22 protein-coding genes are annotated in these 22,472 nt (G+C 69.2%); 16 read left to right on the forward strand and 6 right to left on the reverse strand.

Features of this window, described 5'->3' with window-relative positions:
• Window positions 1–183 precede the first annotated feature (183 nt).
• The 5 genes from ACFUNE_RS28265 (at window position 184) to ACFUNE_RS28285 (ending at window position 3,299) form a co-directional block, all read left to right on the forward strand.
• Window positions 184–1,044, forward strand: coding sequence for a helix-turn-helix domain-containing protein (locus tag ACFUNE_RS28265; protein WP_383573860.1), 861 nt, complete (start codon window positions 184–186; stop codon window positions 1,042–1,044).
• Window positions 1,044–1,280, forward strand: coding sequence for a DUF397 domain-containing protein (locus tag ACFUNE_RS28270; protein WP_014049581.1), 237 nt, complete (start codon window positions 1,044–1,046; stop codon window positions 1,278–1,280). The genes ACFUNE_RS28265 and ACFUNE_RS28270 overlap by 1 nt, the downstream gene beginning before the upstream one ends.
• Before the next feature lie 64 nt (window positions 1,281–1,344).
• Window positions 1,345–2,154 carry an SAM-dependent methyltransferase gene (locus ACFUNE_RS28275; protein ID WP_383573862.1) on the forward strand — a complete coding sequence of 270 codons (810 nt, stop codon included), beginning with the start codon at window positions 1,345–1,347 and terminating at the stop codon, window positions 2,152–2,154.
• Window positions 2,155–2,221: 67 nt separating this feature from the next.
• Window positions 2,222–2,671 (forward strand): YchJ family protein, encoded by a 450-nt coding sequence (locus ACFUNE_RS28280; RefSeq protein ID WP_383573864.1) that lies wholly within the window; start codon window positions 2,222–2,224, stop codon window positions 2,669–2,671.
• A gap of 43 nt (window positions 2,672–2,714) precedes the next feature.
• Window positions 2,715–3,299: a GNAT family N-acetyltransferase gene (locus tag ACFUNE_RS28285; protein ID WP_383573865.1), complete on the forward strand. Its 585-nt coding sequence runs from the start codon at window positions 2,715–2,717 to the stop codon at window positions 3,297–3,299.
• A gap of 10 nt (window positions 3,300–3,309) precedes the next feature.
• Here the strand turns inward: ACFUNE_RS28285 and ACFUNE_RS28290 are convergent, their stop codons facing one another.
• Together ACFUNE_RS28290 and ACFUNE_RS28295 are read right to left on the reverse strand one after the other, a co-directional pair.
• Window positions 3,310–5,385, reverse strand: coding sequence for an MDR family MFS transporter (locus ACFUNE_RS28290; protein ID WP_383573867.1), 2,076 nt, complete (start codon window positions 5,383–5,385; stop codon window positions 3,310–3,312).
• Between the two features lie 56 nt (window positions 5,386–5,441).
• A complete protein-coding gene (locus ACFUNE_RS28295) occupies window positions 5,442–6,278 on the reverse strand; it encodes a hypothetical protein (protein WP_383573869.1) in 837 nt (278 codons plus the stop codon).
• 107 nt (window positions 6,279–6,385) lie between these two features.
• Here ACFUNE_RS28295 and ACFUNE_RS28300 point away from each other — a divergent pair, with 107 nt between their 5' ends.
• A complete protein-coding gene (locus ACFUNE_RS28300) occupies window positions 6,386–7,612 on the forward strand; it encodes a cytochrome P450 (protein ID WP_383573871.1) in 1,227 nt (408 codons plus the stop codon).
• A gap of 45 nt (window positions 7,613–7,657) precedes the next feature.
• Here ACFUNE_RS28300 and ACFUNE_RS28305 read toward each other — a convergent pair whose 3' ends face one another.
• The 4 genes from ACFUNE_RS28305 to ACFUNE_RS28320 form a co-directional block, all read right to left on the reverse strand.
• Complete coding sequence (locus ACFUNE_RS28305) at window positions 7,658–8,872, reverse strand: acyl-CoA dehydrogenase family protein (protein ID WP_383573873.1); 1,215 nt, start codon at window positions 8,870–8,872, stop codon at window positions 7,658–7,660.
• 4 nt (window positions 8,873–8,876) lie between these two features.
• Complete coding sequence (locus ACFUNE_RS28310) at window positions 8,877–9,350, reverse strand: SCP2 sterol-binding domain-containing protein (RefSeq protein WP_383573875.1); 474 nt, start codon at window positions 9,348–9,350, stop codon at window positions 8,877–8,879.
• A 73-nt stretch (window positions 9,351–9,423) separates the two neighbouring features.
• A complete protein-coding gene (locus ACFUNE_RS28315; RefSeq protein WP_383573877.1) occupies window positions 9,424–9,687 on the reverse strand; it encodes a hypothetical protein in 264 nt (87 codons plus the stop codon).
• A 199-nt stretch (window positions 9,688–9,886) separates the two neighbouring features.
• Window positions 9,887–11,101 carry a helix-turn-helix domain-containing protein gene (locus ACFUNE_RS28320; protein WP_383573879.1) on the reverse strand — a complete coding sequence of 405 codons (1,215 nt, stop codon included), beginning with the start codon at window positions 11,099–11,101 and terminating at the stop codon, window positions 9,887–9,889.
• 652 nt (window positions 11,102–11,753) lie between these two features.
• On the opposite strand from ACFUNE_RS28320, the gene ACFUNE_RS28325 reads away from it, so the two are divergent.
• The 10 genes from ACFUNE_RS28325 to ACFUNE_RS28370 all read left to right on the forward strand — a co-directional run bounded on the left by ACFUNE_RS28325 (window position 11,754) and on the right by ACFUNE_RS28370 (window position 22,471).
• Window positions 11,754–12,389, forward strand: coding sequence for a hypothetical protein (locus ACFUNE_RS28325; RefSeq protein WP_376375768.1), 636 nt, complete (start codon window positions 11,754–11,756; stop codon window positions 12,387–12,389).
• Window positions 12,390–12,543: 154 nt separating this feature from the next.
• Window positions 12,544–13,185 (forward strand): hypothetical protein, encoded by a 642-nt coding sequence (locus tag ACFUNE_RS28330; protein WP_383573881.1) that lies wholly within the window; start codon window positions 12,544–12,546, stop codon window positions 13,183–13,185.
• Window positions 13,186–13,272: 87 nt separating this feature from the next.
• The gene (locus ACFUNE_RS28335; protein ID WP_383573883.1) at window positions 13,273–14,757 is read left to right on the forward strand and encodes a DUF6801 domain-containing protein; all 1,485 of its coding nucleotides are present in this window, start codon (window positions 13,273–13,275) and stop codon (window positions 14,755–14,757) included.
• 73 nt (window positions 14,758–14,830) lie between these two features.
• Complete coding sequence (locus ACFUNE_RS28340; RefSeq protein WP_383573885.1) at window positions 14,831–15,784, forward strand: hypothetical protein; 954 nt, start codon at window positions 14,831–14,833, stop codon at window positions 15,782–15,784.
• Window positions 15,785–16,490: 706 nt separating this feature from the next.
• Complete coding sequence (locus ACFUNE_RS28345; RefSeq protein WP_383573886.1) at window positions 16,491–17,474, forward strand: ABC transporter ATP-binding protein; 984 nt, start codon at window positions 16,491–16,493, stop codon at window positions 17,472–17,474.
• The gene (locus tag ACFUNE_RS28350) at window positions 17,471–18,322 is read left to right on the forward strand and encodes an MlaE family ABC transporter permease (RefSeq protein ID WP_383573888.1); all 852 of its coding nucleotides are present in this window, start codon (window positions 17,471–17,473) and stop codon (window positions 18,320–18,322) included. Before ACFUNE_RS28345 ends, ACFUNE_RS28350 begins: the two co-directional genes overlap by 4 nt.
• Window positions 18,323–18,325: 3 nt before the next feature.
• On the forward strand, window positions 18,326–19,129 hold the full coding sequence (locus ACFUNE_RS28355; protein ID WP_383573890.1) for an MlaE family ABC transporter permease: 804 nt from the start codon (window positions 18,326–18,328) through the stop codon (window positions 19,127–19,129).
• Complete coding sequence (locus tag ACFUNE_RS28360; protein ID WP_383573892.1) at window positions 19,129–20,430, forward strand: MCE family protein; 1,302 nt, start codon at window positions 19,129–19,131, stop codon at window positions 20,428–20,430. The genes ACFUNE_RS28355 and ACFUNE_RS28360 overlap by 1 nt, the downstream gene beginning before the upstream one ends.
• Window positions 20,427–21,458, forward strand: a complete 1,032-nt coding sequence (locus ACFUNE_RS28365; protein ID WP_383573894.1) for an MCE family protein — start codon at window positions 20,427–20,429, stop codon at window positions 21,456–21,458. The genes ACFUNE_RS28360 and ACFUNE_RS28365 overlap by 4 nt, the downstream gene beginning before the upstream one ends.
• Window positions 21,455–22,471 (forward strand): MCE family protein, encoded by a 1,017-nt coding sequence (locus ACFUNE_RS28370; RefSeq protein ID WP_383573896.1) that lies wholly within the window; start codon window positions 21,455–21,457, stop codon window positions 22,469–22,471. The genes ACFUNE_RS28365 and ACFUNE_RS28370 overlap by 4 nt, the downstream gene beginning before the upstream one ends.
• Window position 22,472 lies beyond the last annotated feature (1 nt).

Consider the following 22,472-nt stretch of genomic DNA (forward strand, 5'->3'; position numbering starts at 1 on the left):
CTGTGTCACGCTTCGCACCGCCCCTGGGCGGGGTGGCCACGATCACGCGAACTTGGTTCGGTCACCAACTCTCCCCCTGACATGAACACTTGGCAAGAGGCACTCTGAAAAATTCAGAGTGACTGTGTCCCTCGGGCCATGCGCATGGCACACTGCTCGCAACAGCGCATCGGGAGGTCTGAAGTGAGCGAACCGCGGTCCGCCCCGACCGTGGGCCAGGTCGTTCTCGGCAAGCGCCTGCAGGATCTGCGGGAGCGCGTCGGCCTGAGCCGCGACCAGGCTGCGAAGGTGCTCCGTGTCGCCCCTGGGACCATACGCAGGATGGAGACCGCCGAGGTCGGGCTGAAGATCCCGTACGTCCAGCTCCTCCTCAAGGCCTACGGCATCGCCGACGACGAGACCGACGCCTTCGTCGAGCTCGCCGAAGAGGCCAACAAGCCCGGCTGGTGGCAGCGTTTCCACGACGTGCTGCCCGACTGGTTCAGCATGTACGTCAGCCTGGAGGGTGCCGCGAGCCTCCTGCGCACGTACGAGCCGCACTTCGTTCCCGGCCTGCTGCAGACCGAGGACTACGCGCGCTCCGTCCTGCGCACCGGCGCGGTCGGGCAGACCCGGCCCGCGGACATCGAGCGCCATGTGGCGCTCCGCATGGAACGTCAGTCCCTTCTCACCAAGGCGGAGGCGCCGAAGCTGTGGGTGGTGATGGACGAGACCGTCCTGCGCCGCCCCGTCGGCAGTCCCGATGCCATGCGCGCCCAGGTCGACCGCCTGCTCGAAGCGACCGAGCTGCCCAACGTGACCCTGCAGATCGCTGAGTTCGCCACCGGCCACCACCCGGGCACGTACGGCCCGTTCGTCCTCTTCCGCTTCGCGGTCCCCGAACTCCCCGACATGGTCTACACCGAGTACCTGACCGGCGCCGTCTACTTCGACGCGCGCCCCGAGGTGGCTTCCTATCTCGAGGTCATGGACCGAATGGCGGCTCAGGCCGCAACTGCACAACGCACGAAGGAAATCCTCAGGGACTTCCGCAAGGAGCTGTGATGAACCACATATACAACGGCATGCCGGCCGCCGACCTCGGCACCGAAGGCTGGTACAAGCCGTGGAGCGGTGGTAACGGGGGCAATTGCATCGAGGCCATGAAGCTGGCCGACGGCAGGGTGGCGGTCCGCCAGTCAGCCGACCCCGACGGCCCCGCGCTCATCTACTCCAACGGCGAGATCGCCGCCTTCATCCAGGGTGCCAAGGCCGGCCAGGCCGATTTCCTCCTCACCTGACATTCAGTCACATAGCATCGCCCCACACGCTGTTCGCCGAAGCCACCGACCAACGGAGTGCGTCATGACCGGGCAGGAACCCCAGGCCGTCGAGATCGACACGAGCAAGCCGCATCCGGCACGGATGTACGACTGGTTCCTCGGTGGCAAGGACAACTACCCGGTCGACGAACAGATGGCCCAGCAGCTGCTCGCCCTGGACGCCCGGGGCCGTGACATGGCCCGGGTCAACCGTGCCTTCATGCACCGCGCCACCCGCTGGCTCGCCGAGAACGGCGTGCGCCAGTTCCTCGACATCGGCTCCGGCATACCCACCGAACCGAACCTCCACCAGATCGCCCAGCGGACCGCCCCGGACGCGCGTGTCGTCTACTGCGACAACGACCCGATCGTGCTGGCCCACGCGGCCGCGCTGCTGCGTTCCACCCCCGAGGGCGCCACCGAGTACATCCAGGCCGACGCCCGCCGGCCCGACGCGATCCTGGAAGCGGCCGGCAAGGTCCTCGACTTCGACCGGCCGATCGCGCTCTCCCTCCTCGCGCTGCTGCACTTCGTGGACGACGAGGACGGCGCCGGCGAACTCGTCGACCGGCTGGTGGAGAAGCTGCCCTCCGGCAGCTACCTCGTCCTCTCGCACACCACCGGTGATTTCGACCCGGAGGGCGCGGCCGAGGCCCGGGCCATGTACAAGGCGCGGGGGATGACCCTGCGGCCCCGCTCCCGCGCCGAGCTCACCGCGTTCTTCCACGGCCTCGAACTCGTCGAACCCGGCGTCTCCCTCTCCGCCGACTGGCGTCCCGGGCTCGGTGAGGTCATCGACGTCCCGGGCCACGAGCCGATCCCCGGCTACGCGGGCGTGGCGCGCAAGCGCTGACCGCCGGCGGACCGTCCGGACGGGGACGCCCGGGCCGGGCGGTCCGCCCGCAGGTCACAATGGACGCATGTCACGACGTACCTCACACCCCCGCCGGCCGGCCGCTCCGCAGGCGGAGCCCGCGCGGATCACCCCGGAGGCACCGTGCCCCTGCGGCCTGCCGGCCGCCTACGGGTCCTGCTGCGGCCGGTTCCACACGGGCGCCGCGGCCGCCCCGACGTGCGAGGCGCTGATGCGCTCGCGGTACGCCGCCTTCGTCGTCCGGGACGCCGGATATCTGCTGCGGACCTGGCACCCCGAGACCCGCCCGCCGTCCGTCGACTTCGATCCCGCGATGCGCTGGGTGGGCCTGGAGATCCTGGAGACGACGGAGGGCAGCGCCTTCCACACCACAGGAACGGTCACCTTCCGCGCGCGCTACACCGACGGCGGCCGTCCCGACGCCCTCCACGAGAAGAGCCGGTTCGTCCGCCACGAAGGGGCATGGGTCTACGCGGCAGCGGTCTTCGTCGACTGAAATCCCGTTGCGCGGGCGGGCAGCACGTCCCTACGCTCCGCGCATGAGCGAGGACCCGGCAGTGCCGGACACCGGACGGACACGCTGCTGGCGCGGACGTGGCATAGCCTTCACCCCACTGGAGACGGAGGACGCGGAACTTCTCCACCACTGGCGCTCCGACGCGGTGGCCGCGCACGAGACCGGTGTCTGGCCCGGCTCCCTGTACGCACTGCGCGAGCGCGTCGAGCGCCACCTCGACGACGACTCGCGTGACGACTTCCTCGTCCTGCTGCCGGACGGCACGCCGATCGGGCTCATCGCCCTGCACGACCAGCAACTGACGGAAGGCACCGCGGAGGCCTACCTGATGCTGGCCCCGGAGCACCGGGGGCGGACCCACGGCGCGGCGGCCCTCGACGCGCTCGCCGACCTGGCCTTCGGCGAGCTGCCGATGCAGCGCGTCGAAGCCTTCACCCACACCGACAACGCCGCGGCCCTCTCCGTCCTGGCTGCCGCGGGCTTCGTCCACGAGGGCGTACGCCGCTCCTCCTGCCTCCACCGGGGCCGCCGCTACGACAGCGCCGTGCTGTCCCTGCTCCGCGAGGAGTGGGAGGCCCTGGACCGCCCTCGCTCCTGGGAGCTCTGAGCGGGCGCCGTCAGACCCGGGCCGCCGTCCGCTCGGTCGAGGGCGCCAGCTGCTGTTCCAGGTCCTCCGCGAGCAGCCGTTTGGCGATGACGTCGACGGCCGCCCGCAGCTGCCGGTCGTCGGGCCGGGCGCCGTCCTCGGCCAGCCGCTCGTTGAGCCAGCGGCCCCAGGCCGCCGAGATCGTCGCTGCCTCACGGCTGCCCGCCGCCGTGTGGGTGAAGAGCCGGCCGTCACCGGTGAGGTAGCCCTCCTCGATCATCCGGTCGAAGACGGGCACCAGCACCTCCGGCGGGATCCGGTGCCGGGCCGCGATCAGCGTGAGCCCGGCGTGGCCGACCATCCGGGTGAAGAGGTCGACCTGCATCACGGCCCAGGCCCCCGCCGTGTCGAGCCGGGTGTCGGACTCCGCCACGATCCGGCGTGCCGTGTCGGGACCGGCCTGGTGGATGATCCTGGCCACGGCGGACTCGAGCACGTTCGCCGCGTCACCTGTCTTCGGCTGGGCGAAGCCCTCGCCCATGTCGGTCGAACCCGCCCGCGCGCTGTCGCGCAGCTTGACCTGCTTCAGGAAGAGGGAGACGACGAAGCCCAGCAGGGCCACCGGCACCGTCCACAGGAAGACCGTGTGCAGGGTGTCCGCGTAGGCCTGGGCGAGCGGGGCCGTCTGCTCGGGGGGCAGGGCGTGCACGGCCTGCGGGCTCTCGGCGGCGCGTGCCAGTGACGCCGGATCGCCGCCCGCCCGGGCCGCCTCCTCGACGCCCTGCGTCAGATTCGGCCGCAGCGCGTTGGCGTAGATCGTCCCGAACACCGCGGTGCCGAAGGAGCTCCCGAGCGTACGGAAGAAGGTCACCCCGGACGTCGCGGTCCCCAGGTCCGCATACTCGACCGTGTTCTGCACGGCGATCGTCAGCACCTGCATCGACAGGCCGATGCCGATGCCGAGCACCAGCATGTACAGCGACTCCAGCCAGACCCCGCTGCCCGGTCCCATGCGGGACAGGAGATAGAGACCCGCCGCCATCACGAGCGAACCGATGACGGGGAAGAAGCGGTAGTGGCCGGTCTTGCTCACCACGTTTCCGCTGAAGATCGAGGCGGCCAGCAGGCCCAGGACGAGGGGCAGGGTCCGCACACCGGAGAGTGTGGCCGAGTCCCCGTCGACGTACTGCAGATACGTCGGCAGATAGATCATCGCCCCGAGCATGGCGAAACCCACGATGAAGCTGAGGATGGAGCAGACCGCGAACACCGGGTTGCGGAACAGCCTCATCGGCAGCATCGGCTCCTTCGCCCGTGTCTCCACGAGGCAGAAGAGCGCCAGGGCGACGAGTCCGCCGATGAACAGTCCGATGATGACCGGCGAGCCCCAGGCGTACTCGTTGCCGCCCCAGCTGGTGCCGAGGATGAGTGCGCTGGCTCCGAGGGCGACCAGTGCGATGCCCAGGTAGTCGATGACCGGGCGGCCCGCGGCGCGCACGGAGGGAATGTTGCGGGCGGCGGCGATGACCACCACGATCGCGATCGGCACATTGACGTAGAACGCCCACCGCCAGGTGAGATGGTCGGTGAAGAGTCCGCCCAGCAGGGGTCCGACGACGGTGGCTACGCCGAAGACCGCGCCGATCGCCCCCTGGTACTTGCCCCGGTCGCGCAGCGGGATGACGTCGGCGATCAGCGCCATGGCGGTGACCATCAGCCCGCCCGCGCCGATGCCCTGCAGGCCCCGCCAGATGATCAGCAGCAGCATGTTCGACGCGAGGCCGCAGAGGAACGACCCGGTGATGAAGATGACCGCAGAGATCTGGAAGATCAGCTTCCGGCCGAAGAGGTCGCCGAACTTGCCGACGAGCACCGTCGCGACGGTCTCCGCCAGCAGATAGGCCGTCACCACCCATGACATGTGCTCGGCGCCGCCGAGGTCCGAGACGATCGTGGGAAGGGCCGTTCCCACGATCGTCTGGTCGAGAGCGGCCAGCAGGATCCCGAGCACGATCGTCGCGAAGACGATGTTGCGGCGTCGGGGGTCGAGAACGGGCGGCGCGGTGGCACTCTGCGGGGCGGGGGCTGTCTCGCTGGCAGTGGTCACCTTCGCAACCCTCACACCCGCCCCCAGCCCGCGCATGCGGGGACGGGCCGGACGGGTCAGGCCAGCAGCTTCCTCAGCGAGGCGCTCATCCGGGTGACGAACGCCTCGCGGACCTCGTCCGGAACCCGGTCGAGCGACAGATACGGATTGAGGTCCTCCAGCTCGACGAGCAGCAGGTCGCCCTCCGGCGTCCGACAGGCGTCCACGCGCTGGATGCCGTGGGTGAGGGAGTTCCACTCCACGAAGCGGCGCGCGAAGGCCAGGTCCGCGGGACTCGCCGCATACGGTTCGAGCACCCAGCGCCTGTCCGGATGCGGTGCGTGGAGGGCGTACTGGAAGTCGTGGTCGACGAAGTAGAAGGACACCTCGTAGCGGAAGTCGATCCGGGGCTGGACGAGCAGGGTGCCGTCCGCGCCGCGGGGCAGTTCCGGTACGTCGGTGAACCGCAGTCCCACCGAGTCCGCGCCCAGCTTGGGCTTGACCACGTACCCGGCCGACGGGGGGAGCAGCCCGAGATCCTCCGCACGGTCCACCGTCGGGATCACCGGGAACCCGGACCGGCTCAGATCGACCAGATACTGCTTGCCCGCCATGTCCCCGCGCCCGTCGAGCGAGTTGTAGACCCGGGTCCCCGACTCCCGGGCCCGGGTCCGGAAGGCGTCGTACGCCTCCTGGTAGTGCAGGACCGGACCGCTGTTGCGGATCACGACAGCGTCGAACCCGTCCAGCAGCGCCGCCGCGTCCCGGGGGTGACAGAGCGCGACGTCGAAGGACTCGCGCAGCCGTGACGTCAGGAAGATGTCCTCGTCGCAGTACCGCCGGCCGCGCGCCTCGTAGGCGAGGTCGGTGACGAAGAGGACGGACGGGCGGGGTGCGCGGGCCGTGGCGATCAAGAAGTACTCCCAGGGGGTTCGGTTGCGGGGCGTCGGTCAATAGCCTTGCCGGTGCTGCCCGTTCACTGCCGTGCAGCGCCATGGTCTCTGCCCCACAGGAGTCACACGTGTCCCAGGCATCGTCACCACCCGACATTCTCTCGCCCGCGTTCGCCGCCGACCCCTACGGGGCCTACCGGACGATGCGCGAGAGTGCCCCGCTGATCCACCACGAGGCGACGGGGAGTTACCTCGTGTCCCGGTACGAGGACGTCGAGCGCGTCTTCAAGGACCGGTCCCAGGAGTTCACCACCGAGAACTACGACTGGCAGCTGGAGCCCGTCCACGGCCGGACGATCCTCCAGCTCAGCGGCCGGGAGCACGCCGTACGGAGGGCGCTGGTCGCCCCGGCCTTCCGGGGCGCGGACCTTCAGGAGAAGTTCCTGCCCGTCATCGAGCGCAACGCCCGGGAACTCATCGACACCTTCCGGCACACCGGGGAGGCCGACCTCGTCGAGGCGTTCGCGACCCGCTTCCCGGTCCTGGTCATCGCCGACATGCTCGGCCTGGACAGGGAGGACCACCAGCGGTTCCACGGCTGGTACACCAACGTCATCGCCTTCCTCGGCAACCTGGCGGGCGACCCCGAGGTCACGGCGGCGGGGGAGCGCACCCGCCGGGAGTTCGCCGAGTACATGATCCCCGTCATCCAGCGGCGCAGGGAGGAGCCCGGGGACGATCTGCTCTCCGCGCTCTGCGCCGCCGAGGTCGACGGGGTGCGGATGAGCGACGAGGACATCAAGGCGTTCTGCAGCCTTCTGCTCGCCGCCGGCGGGGAGACCACCGACAAGGCCATCGCCTCGGTCTTCGCCAACCTGCTGGCCCACCCCGAGCAGCTCGCCGCCGTGCAGCGGGACCGTTCGCTCATCGACCGGGCCTTCGCCGAGACGCTGCGCTACACCCCTCCGGTCCACATGATCATGCGGCAGACGGCGGGCGAGGTGGAGCTGTCCGGTGGCACCGTCCCGGCCGGTGCCACCGTGACCTGCCTGATCGGCTCGGCCAACCGGGACGGGGCCCGCTACGCCGAACCCGACCGCTTCGACCTCTTCCGTGACGACCTGACCAGCACCACGGCGTTCTCCGCGGCCGCCGACCACCTGGCGTTCGCGCTGGGCCGGCACTTCTGCGTGGGCGCGCTGCTGGCCAGGGCCGAGGTCGAGACGGGCGTCAACCAGCTCCTCGACGCCATGCCGGACCTGCGGTTCGCCGAAGGCTTCAGCCCGGTCGAGGAGGGAGTCTTCACGCGGGGGCCCGCCTCGCTGCCCGTACGGTTCACGCCGGTGGCGGTGTGAGCGGTGCCGGTGCGGCGGGTCCGCCGCACCGGCACCTGACGGCCGTCAGCGGATGTGACGCCCCGATATGGCCCGGGCGATGACCAGGCGCTGGATCTCGCTCGTCCCCTCGAAGATCGTGTAGATCTTGGCGTCGCGGTACATCCGCTCCACCGGGTGCTCCCGGCTGTAGCCGGCGCCGCCGAGGATCTGGACCGCCTTCTCGGTCGCGGAGACCGCGAGCTCACCCGCGCGGAGCTTGGACATGGACCCCTGTCCGGCGTCGAAGGTCCGGTCGTTGCGGGCCATCCACGCGGCCTGCCAGATCAGCAGGCGTACGGCCTCGATCTCGGTACGGATGTCGGCCAGTGCGAACGCGATCGACTGGTTCTCGATGACGGGGCGGCCGAACGCCTCGCGCTGTCCGGCGTACTCCAGCGCGTACTCGTACGCCGCCCGCGCGATGCCCAGCGCCTGCGCCCCCACCGTGGGGCGGCTGACCTCGAAGGTCGCCATGGCCGCCTGGCCCTTGGCGGTGCCGCCCTCGCGGGCGCGGGCGAGCCGCGCGTCGAGCTTCTCCCTGCCGCCGAGCAGGCAGTGCCCCGGGACGCGTACGTCGTCGAGGAAGACGTCCGCGGTGTGCGACGCGCGGAGGCCGAGCTTCTTGATGGTGCGGCTCGCGGCCAGACCCTTCGTGCCGGGCGGCACGATGAACGCCGCCTGCCCGCGTGCGCCGAGCGAGGAGTCGACCGAGGCGACCACGACGTGGATCCCGGCGATCCCGCCGTTGGTGATCCACGCCTTCTGGCCGGAGAGCACCCACTCGTCCTTGGCCTCGTCGTAGCGGGCCCTGGTGGCCATCGCGGAGACGTCGGAGCCCGCCTGTGGCTCGGAGACGCAGAAGGCGGCCACCTTCGGGTCGTTCTCGTCGCCGTAGCACTGCGGTACCCACTCGGCGAGCTGGTCGGGGGTGCCGGAGGCGAAGATCCCGGCGACCGCGAGCGAGGTGCCGAACAGCGCCATGCCGATGCCCGCGTCACCCCAGAAGAGCTCCTCGTTGGCGATCTGGAGGGAGAGTCCGCTCGGGTCGCCGTACATGTCGGCGAGCGACTCGAATCCGTACAGCCCGATCCTGGCGGCTTCCTGGATGACCGGCCACGGGGTCTCCTCCCGGGCGTCCCACTCGGCGGCCGCCGGGCGGACCACCTGGGCGGCGAAGCCGTGCACCCAGTCGCGCAGGTCCCGCTGTTCCTCGGTCAGGGCGAGGGAGAAGTAGCTCATGGGCTCAGGCCTTCGGGATGTCGAAGTAGCGGGTCAGACCCGAGGCCAGGCCGACGTCACCGGCGATCCTCAGCTTGCGCATCATGAACATCGTCACGGGATTGCCGTTGCCGGAGACCAGCTTGAGGAATGCGGCGTCGTCCATCACCAGCGTCGTACGGGGCTCCGCGTCCGAGCGGCCCGCGCTCACGGTGCAGGCGCCGTCGGCTATGGAGGTCTCGTAGACCTCCTCGCTCTCGCCGGTGATCTTCCAGCGGATGAGCGCCTCCAACTGCCCGGCTGCCTCCGGGCGGAACTGCTGCCGCATCCGGCCGAAGACCTCGCCGAGGATCCGGGCGCGCAGCTCACCGTGCATGACCTCGCCGAGCTGAGTGGCGGACAGGCCCTTGACGATCCTCGCGAACTCCTCCGGGGAGACGGCCGCGAAGTCGAGCCCGGACAGTTCATCGGTGAGGTTGCCGCTGCTGTTGTCGGCCACGCCAAATCCTTACTCCAGAGTAAACTTACTTCTGGGTAAGGTAAGGCGGCCGCCGCCGCTTAGCAAGCAGACGTCACCAGGATCCGTCCGGGTGCACCGCCAGCTGCGGGTGGTGGGCGGACAGGACCTTGTTGGCCCGGGCGAGCTCGGACAGCGCCTGCTCCCGGTCGGCCTGGTCCTCGATGCCGAGCCTCGGCCCCCGGAACCGGCGCACCTCGCGGGCGGCGCAGTCGGCGTCGAGCTCCGCCTGAAGGATGTGCGGCGGGGTGCAGGACCCGATCAGCGCGGCGACCCGGTCGGGGATCGGCACGGGGACGAGCAGGTGCGAGGCGGTCATGTGGGGGTTCCCTCTCGGATGGTTGGCCAGGAGGTGGTGCTCCGCGACGGCCGGTGGGCCGCCGCTCCTCCTTATGTAACGGGACGCAGTTCCTGGTTTCTCGTTGAGAACGTCTCCGTGTCGCAACCGTTTGGGACTGACCGTCTATTTCGCGTTACCTGGGAGTAAGTTGACTCGCCGCCGTGCATGTGATGCGCGATCAGTTGAGGGACTGGCCGCTGCGGGCCCGTAACTGCATGGCGCGCAGCACGGCTTCGGTCGAGAAGCGGCTCTCGGGATCGGTGAGCTGATCGCCGAAGATGGCCTCCAGGCTGCGCATCCGGTAGCGGACCGTCTGGGGATGGACATCCAGCAACTCGCCCATCTGTGCGGCGGTCCCGCGGGTGTCGAGCCAGATCCGCAGCGTCTCGATCAGCCGCTCGCGCCGCGTGGCGCTGATACCCGATACGGGGGCCAGTTCGCGCTCGGCGAGCTGGTCGAGGAGGACCGGGTCGGAGAGGAGCCACAGCGTGATGAGGTGGTCCTCGCAGAGGACGACCGGTGCGTCGTCGATGACGCCCGCGTCGACCAGTTCGAGGACGCGGCGTGCCCAGCGGATCGAGTCCGCGGCGAGCGCGGTCGGCACGGTCAGCCCGATCGCCGCACCGCCGCCGGGGATCGTCCGGTCGAGCATCTCCCTGCGCGCGTCGTCGAAGGCCCCCGGGATCAGCAGGTGCGGCTGCGGGTCGCCGGGGTCGATCAGGACGTCGTGGTCCGCGCTGATCCGGTCGAGGCCGGCCGGCGCACGCACCGCCACGAGCGTGACCTGCTCGGGCAGCGTCCATCCGGTCTGCTCGCACAACTCGGCGATGGCGCTCCGGGGTACGGGTCTGCCCGCGAGGATCAGATGCAGCAGCCGCCGGCGCACCGCCTCGCTCTGCTGGTCGGACTGGGCCTGTACTTCCAGAAAGCCCTCACGGGACAGCGACTCGAGCTCGTCGACGTACGCGAACAGGGCATCGGCGAAGCTGAGCATCAGCGCGGGCGAGAAGTTGTAGCTCCGGCCCACCTTCTTCGCCCGCCGCAGCGCGACCCGCGCACCCAGCCGGTACGCGCCCTGCAGTGCGTCCATGGTGCGGCCCTCGTACGCCTCGAACCGGCCGAATCTGCGGCACATGTCGTCGCGCAGGACCGTGGAGGAGGAAGGCTCGGCGACCAGGTCGACAAAGGAGGAAAGGCTCTGTTCGACGCCCATGCGGATCGATGCTCCGTTGGGCCCGTTCAGAAGACGCGCGTATTCCGGATACGCGCGGGTGACTTCCATGCCTATCTCTTTGATCAGGCTCGGCAGTTCGGGCCGCATGATCGCGGCGAACTCCTGAGGGAGGGGACCCAACGGGTCTCCGGTGTCCAACGGCTGGATAAGTCTCGGCATGACCGTCCCCTTACTTTCCCGGGCCCGGTGTGGGGTGAGGCGTGTGGGGGAGAGCGCTCCCACGGACCGACAGGTGTATACCAACATCGGCGCCGAAGATAGACCAAGTCGGGCGGAGTGCACATGGTCTGGACAAGATCCAAGTGCAAGGGGCACACGGTGTGGCCCAGTTGTGGCGCTCCTGTGCAGGTGGGGCGGTAAATGCTCACTTCCGGACAATGTTTTCGGCCGCCGGCGGCACCGAGGGTGCCGGCGAGGGGGTGCGGCGGCCTCGCCGGGGTGGCTGCCGGGCCCGCGGCCGGATCCCATGTGATCTTCGCTCGCCGCCCGGCGCGGCAGCCGCGTCGACTCCGGGATTCCGGAACCGTGAGGCATTCCCTTGAGGTATTGCGCACCAAGTGACAAGTGTGCGGCCCGAATTAGTGACCAGCTGACGAGGAAAAAAACTTGCCGGACCAATCTTGACCCGCAGGATTGTGCTCCAAGTTTCCCGCAAGTAACGTCACGCCCTGTCACAGAACGTGTGTGGCTGAAAGCGCAGCACGGCCCCCCACGCAACACGATTCATCGCGGCACTCCCTGCGCCTTTGCAGGAATTCGAGTGCTGTCCCCGCAACAGTGCACCCGCACTGCCGAATCGGAGGAACTCACTGTGCGCAACACCCTCAGAAAGATCGCACTCACGGCCGGTGCCGCAGCGGCCGCCGTCACCCTCGGAGCCACCACCGCCACCGCCGGTGTCGCCGCACCGACGTGGACCGTCGGCCCCAGCTCGCCGGAGACGTTCTCGGCCACCGCCGGCACGGTCACCCTCGTCCTCAACGGCGTCCCGATGACATGTACGTCCTCTGCGGCGTCGGGCAACCTGGCCACCGCCTCCGGCACGACGAACGTGCAGGTCGGCACCATCGCTCCGCTGACCTGGAGCGGCTGCACCAGCCCGTTCGGCCCGGTGACCCCGACCGCCGACACCTCCACCTCGTGGAAGCTGAACGCGAACACCTACAGCGCCGGCGTCACCAACGGGTACATCTCCGGAGTGAAGGCCACGCTGAAGGTCCTCACCTGTACCTTCACCGTGACGGGCAACGTCGCCGCCAAGTACACCAACTCCACCGGCGTGCTGGCAGTCAGCAACAACGCCACCTACAAGCTGACCGTCGCCACCGTCACCTCGGGTTGCGCCGGTATCGCGGCCGTGGGTAACAACCCGACCTACACCGCCAACTACAACGCGGTCACGCCGATCGGCGGCACCACCAAGCCGACCATCGTCTACACCCCCTGATCCGGCCACCCGCCGGTAGGCAGTGAACCGGGATCGCACGGCGGTGCCGCCCGCCGTGCGATCCCGTGTCCTGAGCAGTCCCCGCAGGCCAAGCCGGGGTGAGTGCCCGCACGGGGCTCCCGCCGCCGCACGTCGCCGGATCGAGGAGTCAGTTGTGCGCAGGTCTCTCGGAAAGACTGCGGCGGTCACCGGTGCAGTCGCCGTCCTCGCCCTGGCGGCTCCCGCAGCCACGGCCGGTGTCGCGGCTCCCGCCTGGACCGTAGGACCCAGCTCGCCGGAGTCGTTCTCCGGCGCCGCCGGTGCCGTGCGCTTCCAGTGGGGCATCAACGGCTACATCCCGATGACGTGCCCGTCGTCGGCGGTGCGGGGCGACCTGGCTTCCGCGCCCGGCGCGACGGGCGTGCAGGTCGGCACCGTCGCTCCGCTGACCTGGAGTGGCTGCTCCAGTCCTTTCGGGCCGATGAATCCGGTCGCTGACACCTCCACCCCGTGGAAGCTGGTGGCCGACAGCCACACCGCGGGTACCACCAGCGGGTATGTGTCCGGTGTCAGGCTGACGCTCACCATGCTCACCTGCTCCATGGTGGCCTCGGGGCGGCTTGCCTTCACCTACACCAACTCCACCGCCCGGATGAAGGTCCACGCCGACAGCACGTACGGGATCACGGTCCAGCAGGCTTCGCCAGGCTGCGCGGGCCTGGCGGCCGTGGGCGACACCTGGTCGTACGACGCCACCTACTCGGTCGTCGCACCGGCCGGGGGCACGGCCGGGCCGACCATCGTGCACACTCCCTGATCCGGTCGCACGCCCGCCTCCGGTGTGAGGTTCCGTCACTCCGAGCACGTCCGTCCGAAGGGGAACACCGACAGTGAGGGCAGTCGTATGACAGGAGCACGCAGGCGCACGGTGCGCGGTGCCGCAGTGGCCGCCGCCGTACTGCTGGGAGGGATGGTCCCCGGCGCCCGGGCCGCGTCCGGTGTGCAGGAGATCGACCTGGAGCTGGCCTATACGTGCGACCTGCCCGAGGGCGAGCAGCCGGTGAAGGTCAGGATCACCGGGGAACTGCCCGAGTCCGCCGAGCCGGGGCAGGCGGTGCAGCCCGAAGGCGTCTCCCTGGAGGCCACCTTGCCCGCGGGAGCGATCTCCCTGCCGGACGGATCGACGGCGGCGCGCGTGAGCGCGGAGCTGAAGCTGGCTGTCGACGTGTCCCAGAGGGACCAGCACGCGCAGGCGGAGTGGATCGGCACGACGGCCGAGTCCGTGCCGGTCCCGCAGGAGGGCGCGCTGGCGCTGACCACCTCGGGCACCGTCCCGTACATGAAGCCCGAGGGGTCGGGAGACCTCGTCCTCGCCGCGGGGGCGCTCTCGGTCGAACTCACCCTGGAAACCGCACAGGGAATCCCCGCGGAGCCACCGGCCGTCTCGTTGAACTGTTCCGCCGACCCGGATCAGCCGACGGAACTGGCGAGGACGGACGTCGGCGGTGATGGCGAGTCCTCCTCGGCGCCTCCTGCATCCGAGCCCGCCGGGAGCGGGGCGACGGACGGTGGGGCGGTGCCCGAGGTGGGCGCCAGGGCGAAGCAGCCGGCCGCCCCCGACGCCGCTCCGTGCGTCGGAGACGTGAACGACGACCTCAACCTGAACGCCTACGTGACGGGCTACGCCAACGTGACGAAGCTCCGCGGGGCGACGAAGTTTCCCCTGGCCTGCACGCAGGTCTCGCAGGGGCCGACCCGCGTCGACCTCTCCGAGCCGGGATTCACGCACATCTACCAGGATTCCACCGCCGTGCTGGACTACCAGGGGAAGCCCCAGCTGCCGCCGGCGTCGGGCACCTTTCTCACCTTCGGATTCATGCCGACAACGGCGACCCTGGAAATGACGCAGGTCCCCCCGGGGGTGGATGCCGAGGGGACTCCGGACTACAACGTGAAATCCCACCTGATCGTCGACTGGTCCGACTTCACGAACACGGGCCTGACGACCATCGACCTCGACCTCATGCTCCGGCTCCGTGACGTCAAGGTGAACGGCGTGCCCCTGGACGTGGGTGACAACTGCCGCACCAGTAAGCCCTTCACCCTGTCCCTGGAGGGCCGGATGACGGCGAAGGACGGCGTCACGACCGGCTACACCTTGGCGACGGGCGGTGTCCTGACAGGGTCGGTGACCCTTCCCCCGTTCAGCGGGTGCGGAGCCGGTGAGGACCTCGACAGCCTCTTCACCGCGTCGTTGTCCGGTGTACCCGGATACGTCAAACAGGTACAAGGCGCCCCGTGCGCGGCCCAGCAGCACGTGCCGGGTTCCGAAGGGTCCGTCTGCACGGACGCGTACGAGCCGGTGGACGTGCCCGTGGCGGTCCGCTGAGCCCTGAAGCCCTACCGATACCGATCGAACCGAGCACAGCATTTCCCCGACCCGCTGACGAATTGAGGGAACGATGAGACCTGCTCCGAAGACCTGGATCAAGGCCGCGGGAGCTGTCGCCGCGTCCGCCGCGCTGGTCATGCCCCTGACCGCGACCCCGGCCGGCGCCGCCACGGCCGCCGCCCAGCTGAACGGCTCCTGGGCCCCCTTCGACCGGTGTCCGGTGGACGCCCCCGCCATGCTCGCGACCGACGGTGACGTCGACGTCCCGCTGTGCGTGACGTCCACCTCGCCGAACGGGACGATCAAACTCGGCAACGTCACGGCGACGACCGGCTCGACGAACCTGCAGTTCGGCGTCGTCCAGCACCCGGCCGAGGGGACCTACACGGTCGTCCCGCCCGCTGCCGGATCGATCATCAGCGGCAAGACCACCATCCCCGGCGGGCTTCTCGGCATCATGTGCCCGAGCAACGTCCCCGTCGTCTCGGCCGTCTGCGGGCAGATCACCAACGCCACCCTGAACAAGGTGACCGCCACGGTGGAGTCGGCCGGTACACCGACCGAATTCAGCTTGGTCGCGGGCATATCCTCCGGGCCGATCGTTAAGCTGCCCGTCAGGATCCGCCTGGAGAACCCGCTGCTCGGCTCCAACTGCTACATCGGCAGCAGCAGCAATCCGGTGCTCCTGCGCCCCGGAAACCTCAGCGCGCCCAACTTCTCCGCCTTCAGGTTCAACGGCGACGGTACCGAGAACCCGGACGAGGGGTCGATGATCCAGATCGCTCTGTCCGGCGCCGCCCAGGGCGACAGCCAGTTCTCCGTGCCGAAGGCCAGCGGCTGCGGTCTCGGCGGCATTCTCAGCTGGGCGATCGACCTCAAGGTCGGCCTGCCCGCCGCGGCCGGCTCGAACAACCTTGTCCTGAACGACGCCAAGACCTACACGGCCGGTCTCACGGCCCCGGGCCTGTCCGTGCCCAACGCCGGCAAGGAGCTCGCCGACAGCTGGCACTCCGCGGTGAAGTAGCCGCAGGAGGGCGACCGGTGGCCCCTTCGGTTCTTGTCACTTGATGCGCCCCGGCCTTCACCGCACACGAGCCCGCCCCGACCGCAAGCACCCTGGTCGGGGCGGGCTTCGGCGTGTCCGGGGCGACATGGCGGAGCCGGCCGCCGCCTCCCGGAGGCCCTCACTTTTCGATAGGTTTCGCGCGCCGATTACTCATCGCGGCATAAGAAAACAGGGCTGCGCGATTACCTCGGAGAAAGTTCGTGAAGTGCTATTGCGGACTTAGGTTACTGGCCCGTAGCGTCCCGCTTGAGCAGCTCGGAAACCCGTCCGTACCTGCTTGTTCGACGAACCTGGAGTCCTGGTCGCACCCTCTGGGGCCGGGATTCCTCCGGGAGTCCCACCGGGTCCCGGACCCTGCCACCCGGGGGTCGATCTTCCGACTTCCGATGCCGGGTGGCTCCGGTCTCCTGGGCCGAGGGCCCCGTTGCCCCCGGAGCGCTTGCGCAGTTTCCGACAAAGCCGCCGAGCGGGTTTGTCAATCGGTGACAAGTGATCCACACCGAGATCAACGTCCGGCGATTTCCGCTGTTCAACGGCTTGTCCTGGCGGTTTCGACGGACATACCGTGCGCCTCCTGGTGCATGTGTGACAAGCCGTCGTTGCGCGTACCGGAGCCGGAGCACTGACAGATGACGTCGTTCACCACCACTTCGAGGGAGGGCCGATGGGAATCGAAGTAGTCGTCGAAGGCCTGACGAAATCCTTCGGCAAGCAGAACATCTGGCAGGACGTCAGTCTCACGCTGCCGGCCGGTGAGGTGAGCGTCATGCTCGGCCCTTCCGGTACCGGAAAGACTGTGTTCCTGAAATCCATCATCGGATTGCTCAAGCCGGAAAAGGGCCGTGTCCTCATCAACGGTGTCGACATGGTGAACAGTCCCGAGCGGGAAATCATGGAGACCCGCAAGCTGTTCGGGCTCATGTTCCAGGACGGCGCCCTCTTCGGCTCGATGTCGCTCTTCGACAACATCGCCTTCCCCTTGCGTGAACACACCCGCAAGACGGAGTCCGAGATCCGGCGGATCGTCATGGAGCGGATCGACATCGTCGGCCTGCTCGGCGCTGAGGGAAAGCTGCCCGGCGAGATATCCGGTGGCATGCGCAAGCGGGCCGGCCTCGCCCGCGCCCTCGTCCTGGACCCGCAGATCATCCTCTGCGACGAGCCGGACTCCGGGCTCGACCCGGTGCGCACCGCGTACCTCTCGCAACTGCTCATCGATCTGAACGCGCAGATCGACGCGACGATGCTCATCGTCACCCACAACCTCGACATCGCGGCCACCGTCCCCGACAACATGGGCATGCTGTTCTGCCGCAACCTCGTCACCTTCGGACCGCGCGAGGTCCTGCTCACCAGTGACATGCCCGTGGTCTCCCAGTTCCTCGCCGGGCGCCGTGAGGGCCCCATCGGCATGTCGGAGGAGAAGGACGCGGCCACCCTCGCGGCCGAGCAGACGAACGGCCACGGACACGGTGCGGGGCCCCGCACCGTCGTCCCCCAGCTGGAACCCTCACCCGGGATGCCCGTACGGCAGGCGGCGCTGCGCCGCCGGGAGCGGGTCGTCTCCATGATGGGCCAGCTGCCGGAGGCCGCCCGTACGGCCATCCTGAACAGCTACACGCCGACCTTGGACGGTGGGCGCCGATGACGGCACCGCTGCCCGTACGCCCGCCGGCGGAGCCCGCCCCCGGGAAGGCCCCCCAGGAGGTGCCGGGGCGGAGTCAGCCCTCGCGGCTCCTCGCCCCCCTGCGCCAGACCGGCCAGCTCTTCGCACTCGCCCTCGCGGTCTCCCGGGCCATCTTCCGCCGCCCCTTCCAGGTACGGGAGTTCATCGAGCAGTTCTGGTTCGTCGCCAGCGTGACCATCCTGCCGGCGGCCCTCGTGTCCATCCCGTTCGGCGCGGTCATCGCCCTCCAGGTCGGCTCGCTCACCGAGCAGCTGGGCGCCCAGTCCTTCACCGGCGGTGCCAGCGTCCTCGCGGTGATCCAGCAGGCCAGCCCTCTCATCGTGGCGCTGCTGATCGCCGGGGCCGCGGGGTCCGCCATCTGCGCCGACCTGGGCTCCCGCAAGATCCGCGAAGAGCTCGACGCCATGGAGGTCATGGGGGTCTCGCCCATCCAGCGCCTCGTCGTCCCGCGCGTGCTGGCCACCATGTTCGTCGCCGTGCTGCTCAACGGGCTGGTGTCCGTCGTCGGCACGCTCGGCGGCTACTTCTTCAACGTGATCATGCAGGGCGGGACCCCCGGCGCCTACCTCGCCAGCTTCTCCGCCCTCGCCCAACTGCCCGACCTCTACGTAGGCGAGCTCAAGGCGCTGATCTTCGGCTTCATCGCGGGCATCGTCGCGGCCTACCGGGGACTCAATCCCCGGGGCGGCCCGAAGGGCGTCGGCGACGCGGTCAACCAGTCCGTCGTCATCACCTTCATGCTCCTGTTCGCCGTGAACATGGTCCTCACGGCGATCTACCTCCAGATCGTCCCCCCGAAGGGGGGCTGAGCGATGTCGATGCTCGGCTGGCTGGACCGCTCCGGCGAACAACTCACCTTCTACGTACGCGCCCTGATCTGGATACCGAGGACGCTGCGCCGCTACCTCAAGGAGGTCCAGCGGCTCCTGGCCGAGGTCGCCTTCGGCAGCGGTGGCCTCGGTGTCATCGGCGGAACCATCGGCGTGATGATCGCGATGACCCTCGCCACCGGGTCGGTGGTCGGCCTCCAGGGATACGCCGCCCTCGACCAGATCGGCACCTCCGCGTTCACCGGCTTCATCTCCGCCTACTTCAACACCCGGGAGATCGCCCCGCTCGTCGCCGGCCTCGCCCTCTCCGCGACCGTCGGCGCCGGTTTCACCGCCCAGCTCGGCGCCATGCGGATCAACGAGGAGGTCGACGCCCTCGAAGCGATGGGCGTGCGCTCCATGCCCTACCTCGTCACCACGCGGATCATCGCCGGTGTCGTCGCCATCATCCCGCTCTACGCGATCGGGCTGCTCTCCTCCTACCTCGCCTCCCGCTACATCACGGTCCTGTTCAACGGGCAGTCGGCGGGCACCTACGACCACTACTTCAATCTCTTCCTCTCCCCGGACGACGTGCTGCTGTCGGTGCTCAAGGTGCTGATCTTCAGCGTGCTGGTGATCCTCGCCCACTGCTACTACGGCTTCCACGCCTCCGGCGGCCCCGCCGGAGTGGGCGTCGCCGTCGGCCGGTCGGTGCGCAACGCCATCGTGCTCATCAGCGTCACCGACTTCTTCCTCTCACTCGCCATCTGGGGCGCGACGACAACGGTGAAGGTGGCCGGCTGATGCCCTCCTCCACGGCGCAGACGGTGCGCCGCAGACTCGCGGGTGTGGCCTTCGTGCTCGTGCCCGTCGTGCTCGTATGGGTGTCGGTCTCGGTGTACGAGAAGGACTTCGCCGACGACGCCACCGTGACCGTACGCACCGGGAGCGTCGGCAACGAGATGCACGACAACGCCGAGGTGAAGCTGCGCGGCGTCGTCATCGGCGAGGTGCGCCACATCGCGTCCGACGGTGACGGGGCACGCCTCACCCTCGCCATCCAGCCGGACCGGCTCGAGCAGGTCCCGGCCGACGTCACCGCGCAGATGCTGCCCACCACCCTCTTCGGGGAACGCTTCGTCGCCCTGGTGCCTCCCGCCGTCCCCTCCGCCGAGACCCTGCGGGCCGGGGCGGTGATCCCGCAGGACCGCTCCAGCAACGCGATCGAGCTGGAGGAGGTCCTGGACAACGTCCTGCCGATGCTGACCGCCGTCAAGCCGGAGAAGCTCGCCGCGACGCTGGGCGCCGTCTCCCAGGCGCTCGAAGGGCGCGGCGACAAGCTCGGCGACACCCTGGTCACCCTCGACGCGCACCTCAAGGAGTTCAACCCCCAACTCCCCACGCTCAACGCGGACATCAAGGAACTCGTCAAGGTGAGCCACCTCTACGCCGACGCCGCTCCCGACGTCTTGGACGCCCTCACCGACTTCACCACCACCAGCGGCACGATCGCGGAACAGCAGGCGGAACTCGCGGATCTCTACGGATCCACCACCGCCTCCGCGAACGACGTCACCGCCTTCCTGCGGAAGAACAAGGACAACCTCATCCGCCTCTCCGCGTCCGGCCGTCCCACCCTGGAGCTCCTCGCGGAGTACTCCGACTCCTTCCCCTGCACCCTGCGCACCATGGCCGGGTTCGTCCCGGCCATGGACAAGGCGCTCGGCAAGGGCACCGACGAGCCGGGACTCCACGTCACCGTCAAGGTGGTGGAGTCCAAGGGGAAGTACGTGGCCGGGAAGGACACCCCGGTCTACGGCGCGACCGGCGGCCCGCACTGCTACTCGGTGCCCTACACCGGCAGGGCGGTCCCGACCGCCGACGCACGCAGGGCCTCCGCCCCGGCACCGGACGCCGATGCCGGGGAAGCGGCCGAAGCCCCGGCCACCGACAGCGCGCTCGGCGTGCCGAACTCCCCCGAGGAGAGCCGGCTCGTCAACGAGCTCGTCGCCCCCTCACTCGAAGTCCAGCCGCAGTCCCTGCCCGACTGGAGCAGCGTGCTCATCGGTCCGGCTTTCCGCGGTGCGGAGGTGAAGCTCAAGTGAAGCGCCGATCCCTCGCGGGACCGCTCATCAAGTCCCTCGTCTTCGTCGTGGTGACCGCCCTGGCCACCACCGTCCTGGCCCTGTCCATCGCCAACACCGGGGTCGGCGACACCGTCTCGTACAAGGCGAGGTTCACCGACGCCACCGGACTGGTCGTCGGTGACAGCATCAGGATCGCGGGCGTCAAGGTCGGGCAGGTCGAGTCCATCAGGGTCGCCGACAGGCGGCAGGCGGAAGTCGGCTTCGCCGTTGACGAGGGCCGCGACCTGCCCGCCTCGGTGACCGCGTCGATCAAATACCTCAACATGGTCGGCCAGCGCTACATCGACCTGGACCAGGGCACCGGGCCCGTGGGCGCGACCTTCAGGTCCGGGGCGACGATCCCGCTCTCGCGCACCACGCCCGCGCTCGACCTCACCCAGCTCTTCAACGGCTTCCAGCCCCTCTTCGAAGGGCTCTCCCCGCCGGACGTCAACCAGCTCGCCGGCTCCATCGTGCAGGTCCTCCAGGGAGAGGGCGGCACCGTCGACAGCATCCTCTCCCACGTCGGATCGCTGACCGGCACCGTCGCGGCCAAGGACAAGGTGATCGGTGAGGTGATCAAGAACCTCAACACGGTTCTCACGACCGTCAACGACCGCGAGGCGGGATTCGACGACCTCGTCGTCACCCTGGAGAAGCTCGTCAAGGGCTTCGCCGGCGACCGCAAACCGCTCGGCGACGCGGTCACGGCGATGGGCGCGCTCACCACCGTCACCGCGGACCTCCTGCAGGACGGCCGGGCACCCCTGAAGAAGGACATCGCCGAGCTCGGCAGGCTCAGCGGGCAGCTCGACAGGAACGCACCGACGATCGAGAGCTTCCTGAAGAAGACGCCCGCCAAGATGGAGGCGATCACCCGACTCACCTCGTACGGGTCCTGGCTCAACCTCTACCTCTGCGAGGCGAAGGTGGCCGGTGTGACGACCGAGGACGGCAGCGCCCCGCCCACCGGCATCACGATCGGCGGATCGAGGTGCACGGGATGAGGATCAAGCCCGTACGGGAGCGGAACCCCGTCGCCATCGGCGTCGTCGGACTCGTCGTCCTGGCCCTCCTCGGCCTCGCCGCCTACCGCGCCGACGCACTGCCCTTCATCGGCGGCTCCACCGCGTACAGCGCCGACTTCACCGAGTCCGCCGGGCTGGACGCCGGCGACGAGGTGCGGATCGCAGGTGTGAAGGTCGGAGAGGTCACCGGCGTCTCGCTCGACGGAGCCAAGGTGAAGGTCGACTTCGAGGTCGACGACGCCTGGATCGGCAACTCCTCCACCGTCGGAATCGCCATCAAGACCCTGCTGGGTGACAAGTACCTCGCCGTCGACCCGCTCGGCGACGCCCCGCAGGACCCGGACTCCCGCATCACGTCGAGCCGCACCACCTCCCCGTACGACGTCACCCAGGCGTTCAACGGACTCGGCGAGACCATCGAGGAGATCGACACCGCCCAGCTCGCCCAGAGCTTCGAGACGATCTCGGACACCTTCAAGGACTCACCGCCCGACGTGCGCAGCGCCGCGGAAGGGCTCTCCGCGCTGTCGAGGACGGTCTCCGAGCGCGACGCACAGCTCGCCACCCTCCTCAAGGGCAGCAAGCAGCTGACCAGGACGCTCGCCACGAAGAAGAGCAGCTTCGAGACCCTGCTGGAGGACGGCAACCTGCTCCTCGGCGAGATCCAGGCCCGGCGCGACTCCATCCACCTGCTGCTCACCGGCACCCGCGACCTCGGCACCCAGCTCACCGGCCTGGTCACCGACAACAACAAGCAGTTGAAGCCCACCCTCGACTCGCTGGGGCGGGTCACCACCGTCCTGGTGAAGAACCGAAAGAGCCTCGACAAGGTGCTCTCGATGGCGGGTACGTACAACCGCCTCGTCGGCAACACCCTCGGCAACGGCCGCTGGTTCGACAACTACGTCTGCGGGGTGGTCCCCAAGGACTACCTGCCGAAGGACACGCCCCCGACGAACGACTGCATGCCGCCGAAACAGGGGGGCCGCTGAC

This window comes from Streptomyces sp. NPDC057287, assembly GCF_042667905.1.
Taxonomy (GTDB): domain Bacteria; phylum Actinomycetota; class Actinomycetes; order Streptomycetales; family Streptomycetaceae; genus Streptomyces.

What these genes read in the sequence shown, in the direction of transcription:
- ACFUNE_RS28360 (WP_383573892.1), top strand. Translation starts at nt 19,129, where the DNA reads ATGCCCTCCTCCACGGCGCAGACGGTGCGCCGCAGACTCGCGGGTGTG.
- ACFUNE_RS28280 (WP_383573864.1), top strand. Translation starts at nt 2,222, where the DNA reads ATGTCACGACGTACCTCACACCCCCGCCGGCCGGCCGCTCCGCAGGCG.
- ACFUNE_RS28270 (WP_014049581.1), top strand. Translation starts at nt 1,044, where the DNA reads ATGAACCACATATACAACGGCATGCCGGCCGCCGACCTCGGCACCGAA.
- ACFUNE_RS28335 (WP_383573883.1), top strand. Translation starts at nt 13,273, where the DNA reads ATGACAGGAGCACGCAGGCGCACGGTGCGCGGTGCCGCAGTGGCCGCC.
- ACFUNE_RS28370 (WP_383573896.1), top strand. Translation starts at nt 21,455, where the DNA reads ATGAGGATCAAGCCCGTACGGGAGCGGAACCCCGTCGCCATCGGCGTC.
- ACFUNE_RS28305 (WP_383573873.1), bottom strand. Translation starts at nt 8,872, where the DNA reads ATGAGCTACTTCTCCCTCGCCCTGACCGAGGAACAGCGGGACCTGCGC.
- ACFUNE_RS28355 (WP_383573890.1), top strand. Translation starts at nt 18,326, where the DNA reads ATGTCGATGCTCGGCTGGCTGGACCGCTCCGGCGAACAACTCACCTTC.
- ACFUNE_RS28340 (WP_383573885.1), top strand. Translation starts at nt 14,831, where the DNA reads ATGAGACCTGCTCCGAAGACCTGGATCAAGGCCGCGGGAGCTGTCGCC.
- ACFUNE_RS28315 (WP_383573877.1), bottom strand. Translation starts at nt 9,687, where the DNA reads ATGACCGCCTCGCACCTGCTCGTCCCCGTGCCGATCCCCGACCGGGTC.
- ACFUNE_RS28350 (WP_383573888.1), top strand. Translation starts at nt 17,471, where the DNA reads ATGACGGCACCGCTGCCCGTACGCCCGCCGGCGGAGCCCGCCCCCGGG.
- ACFUNE_RS28285 (WP_383573865.1), top strand. Translation starts at nt 2,715, where the DNA reads ATGAGCGAGGACCCGGCAGTGCCGGACACCGGACGGACACGCTGCTGG.
- ACFUNE_RS28320 (WP_383573879.1), bottom strand. Translation starts at nt 11,101, where the DNA reads ATGCCGAGACTTATCCAGCCGTTGGACACCGGAGACCCGTTGGGTCCC.
- ACFUNE_RS28275 (WP_383573862.1), top strand. Translation starts at nt 1,345, where the DNA reads ATGACCGGGCAGGAACCCCAGGCCGTCGAGATCGACACGAGCAAGCCG.
- ACFUNE_RS28345 (WP_383573886.1), top strand. Translation starts at nt 16,491, where the DNA reads ATGGGAATCGAAGTAGTCGTCGAAGGCCTGACGAAATCCTTCGGCAAG.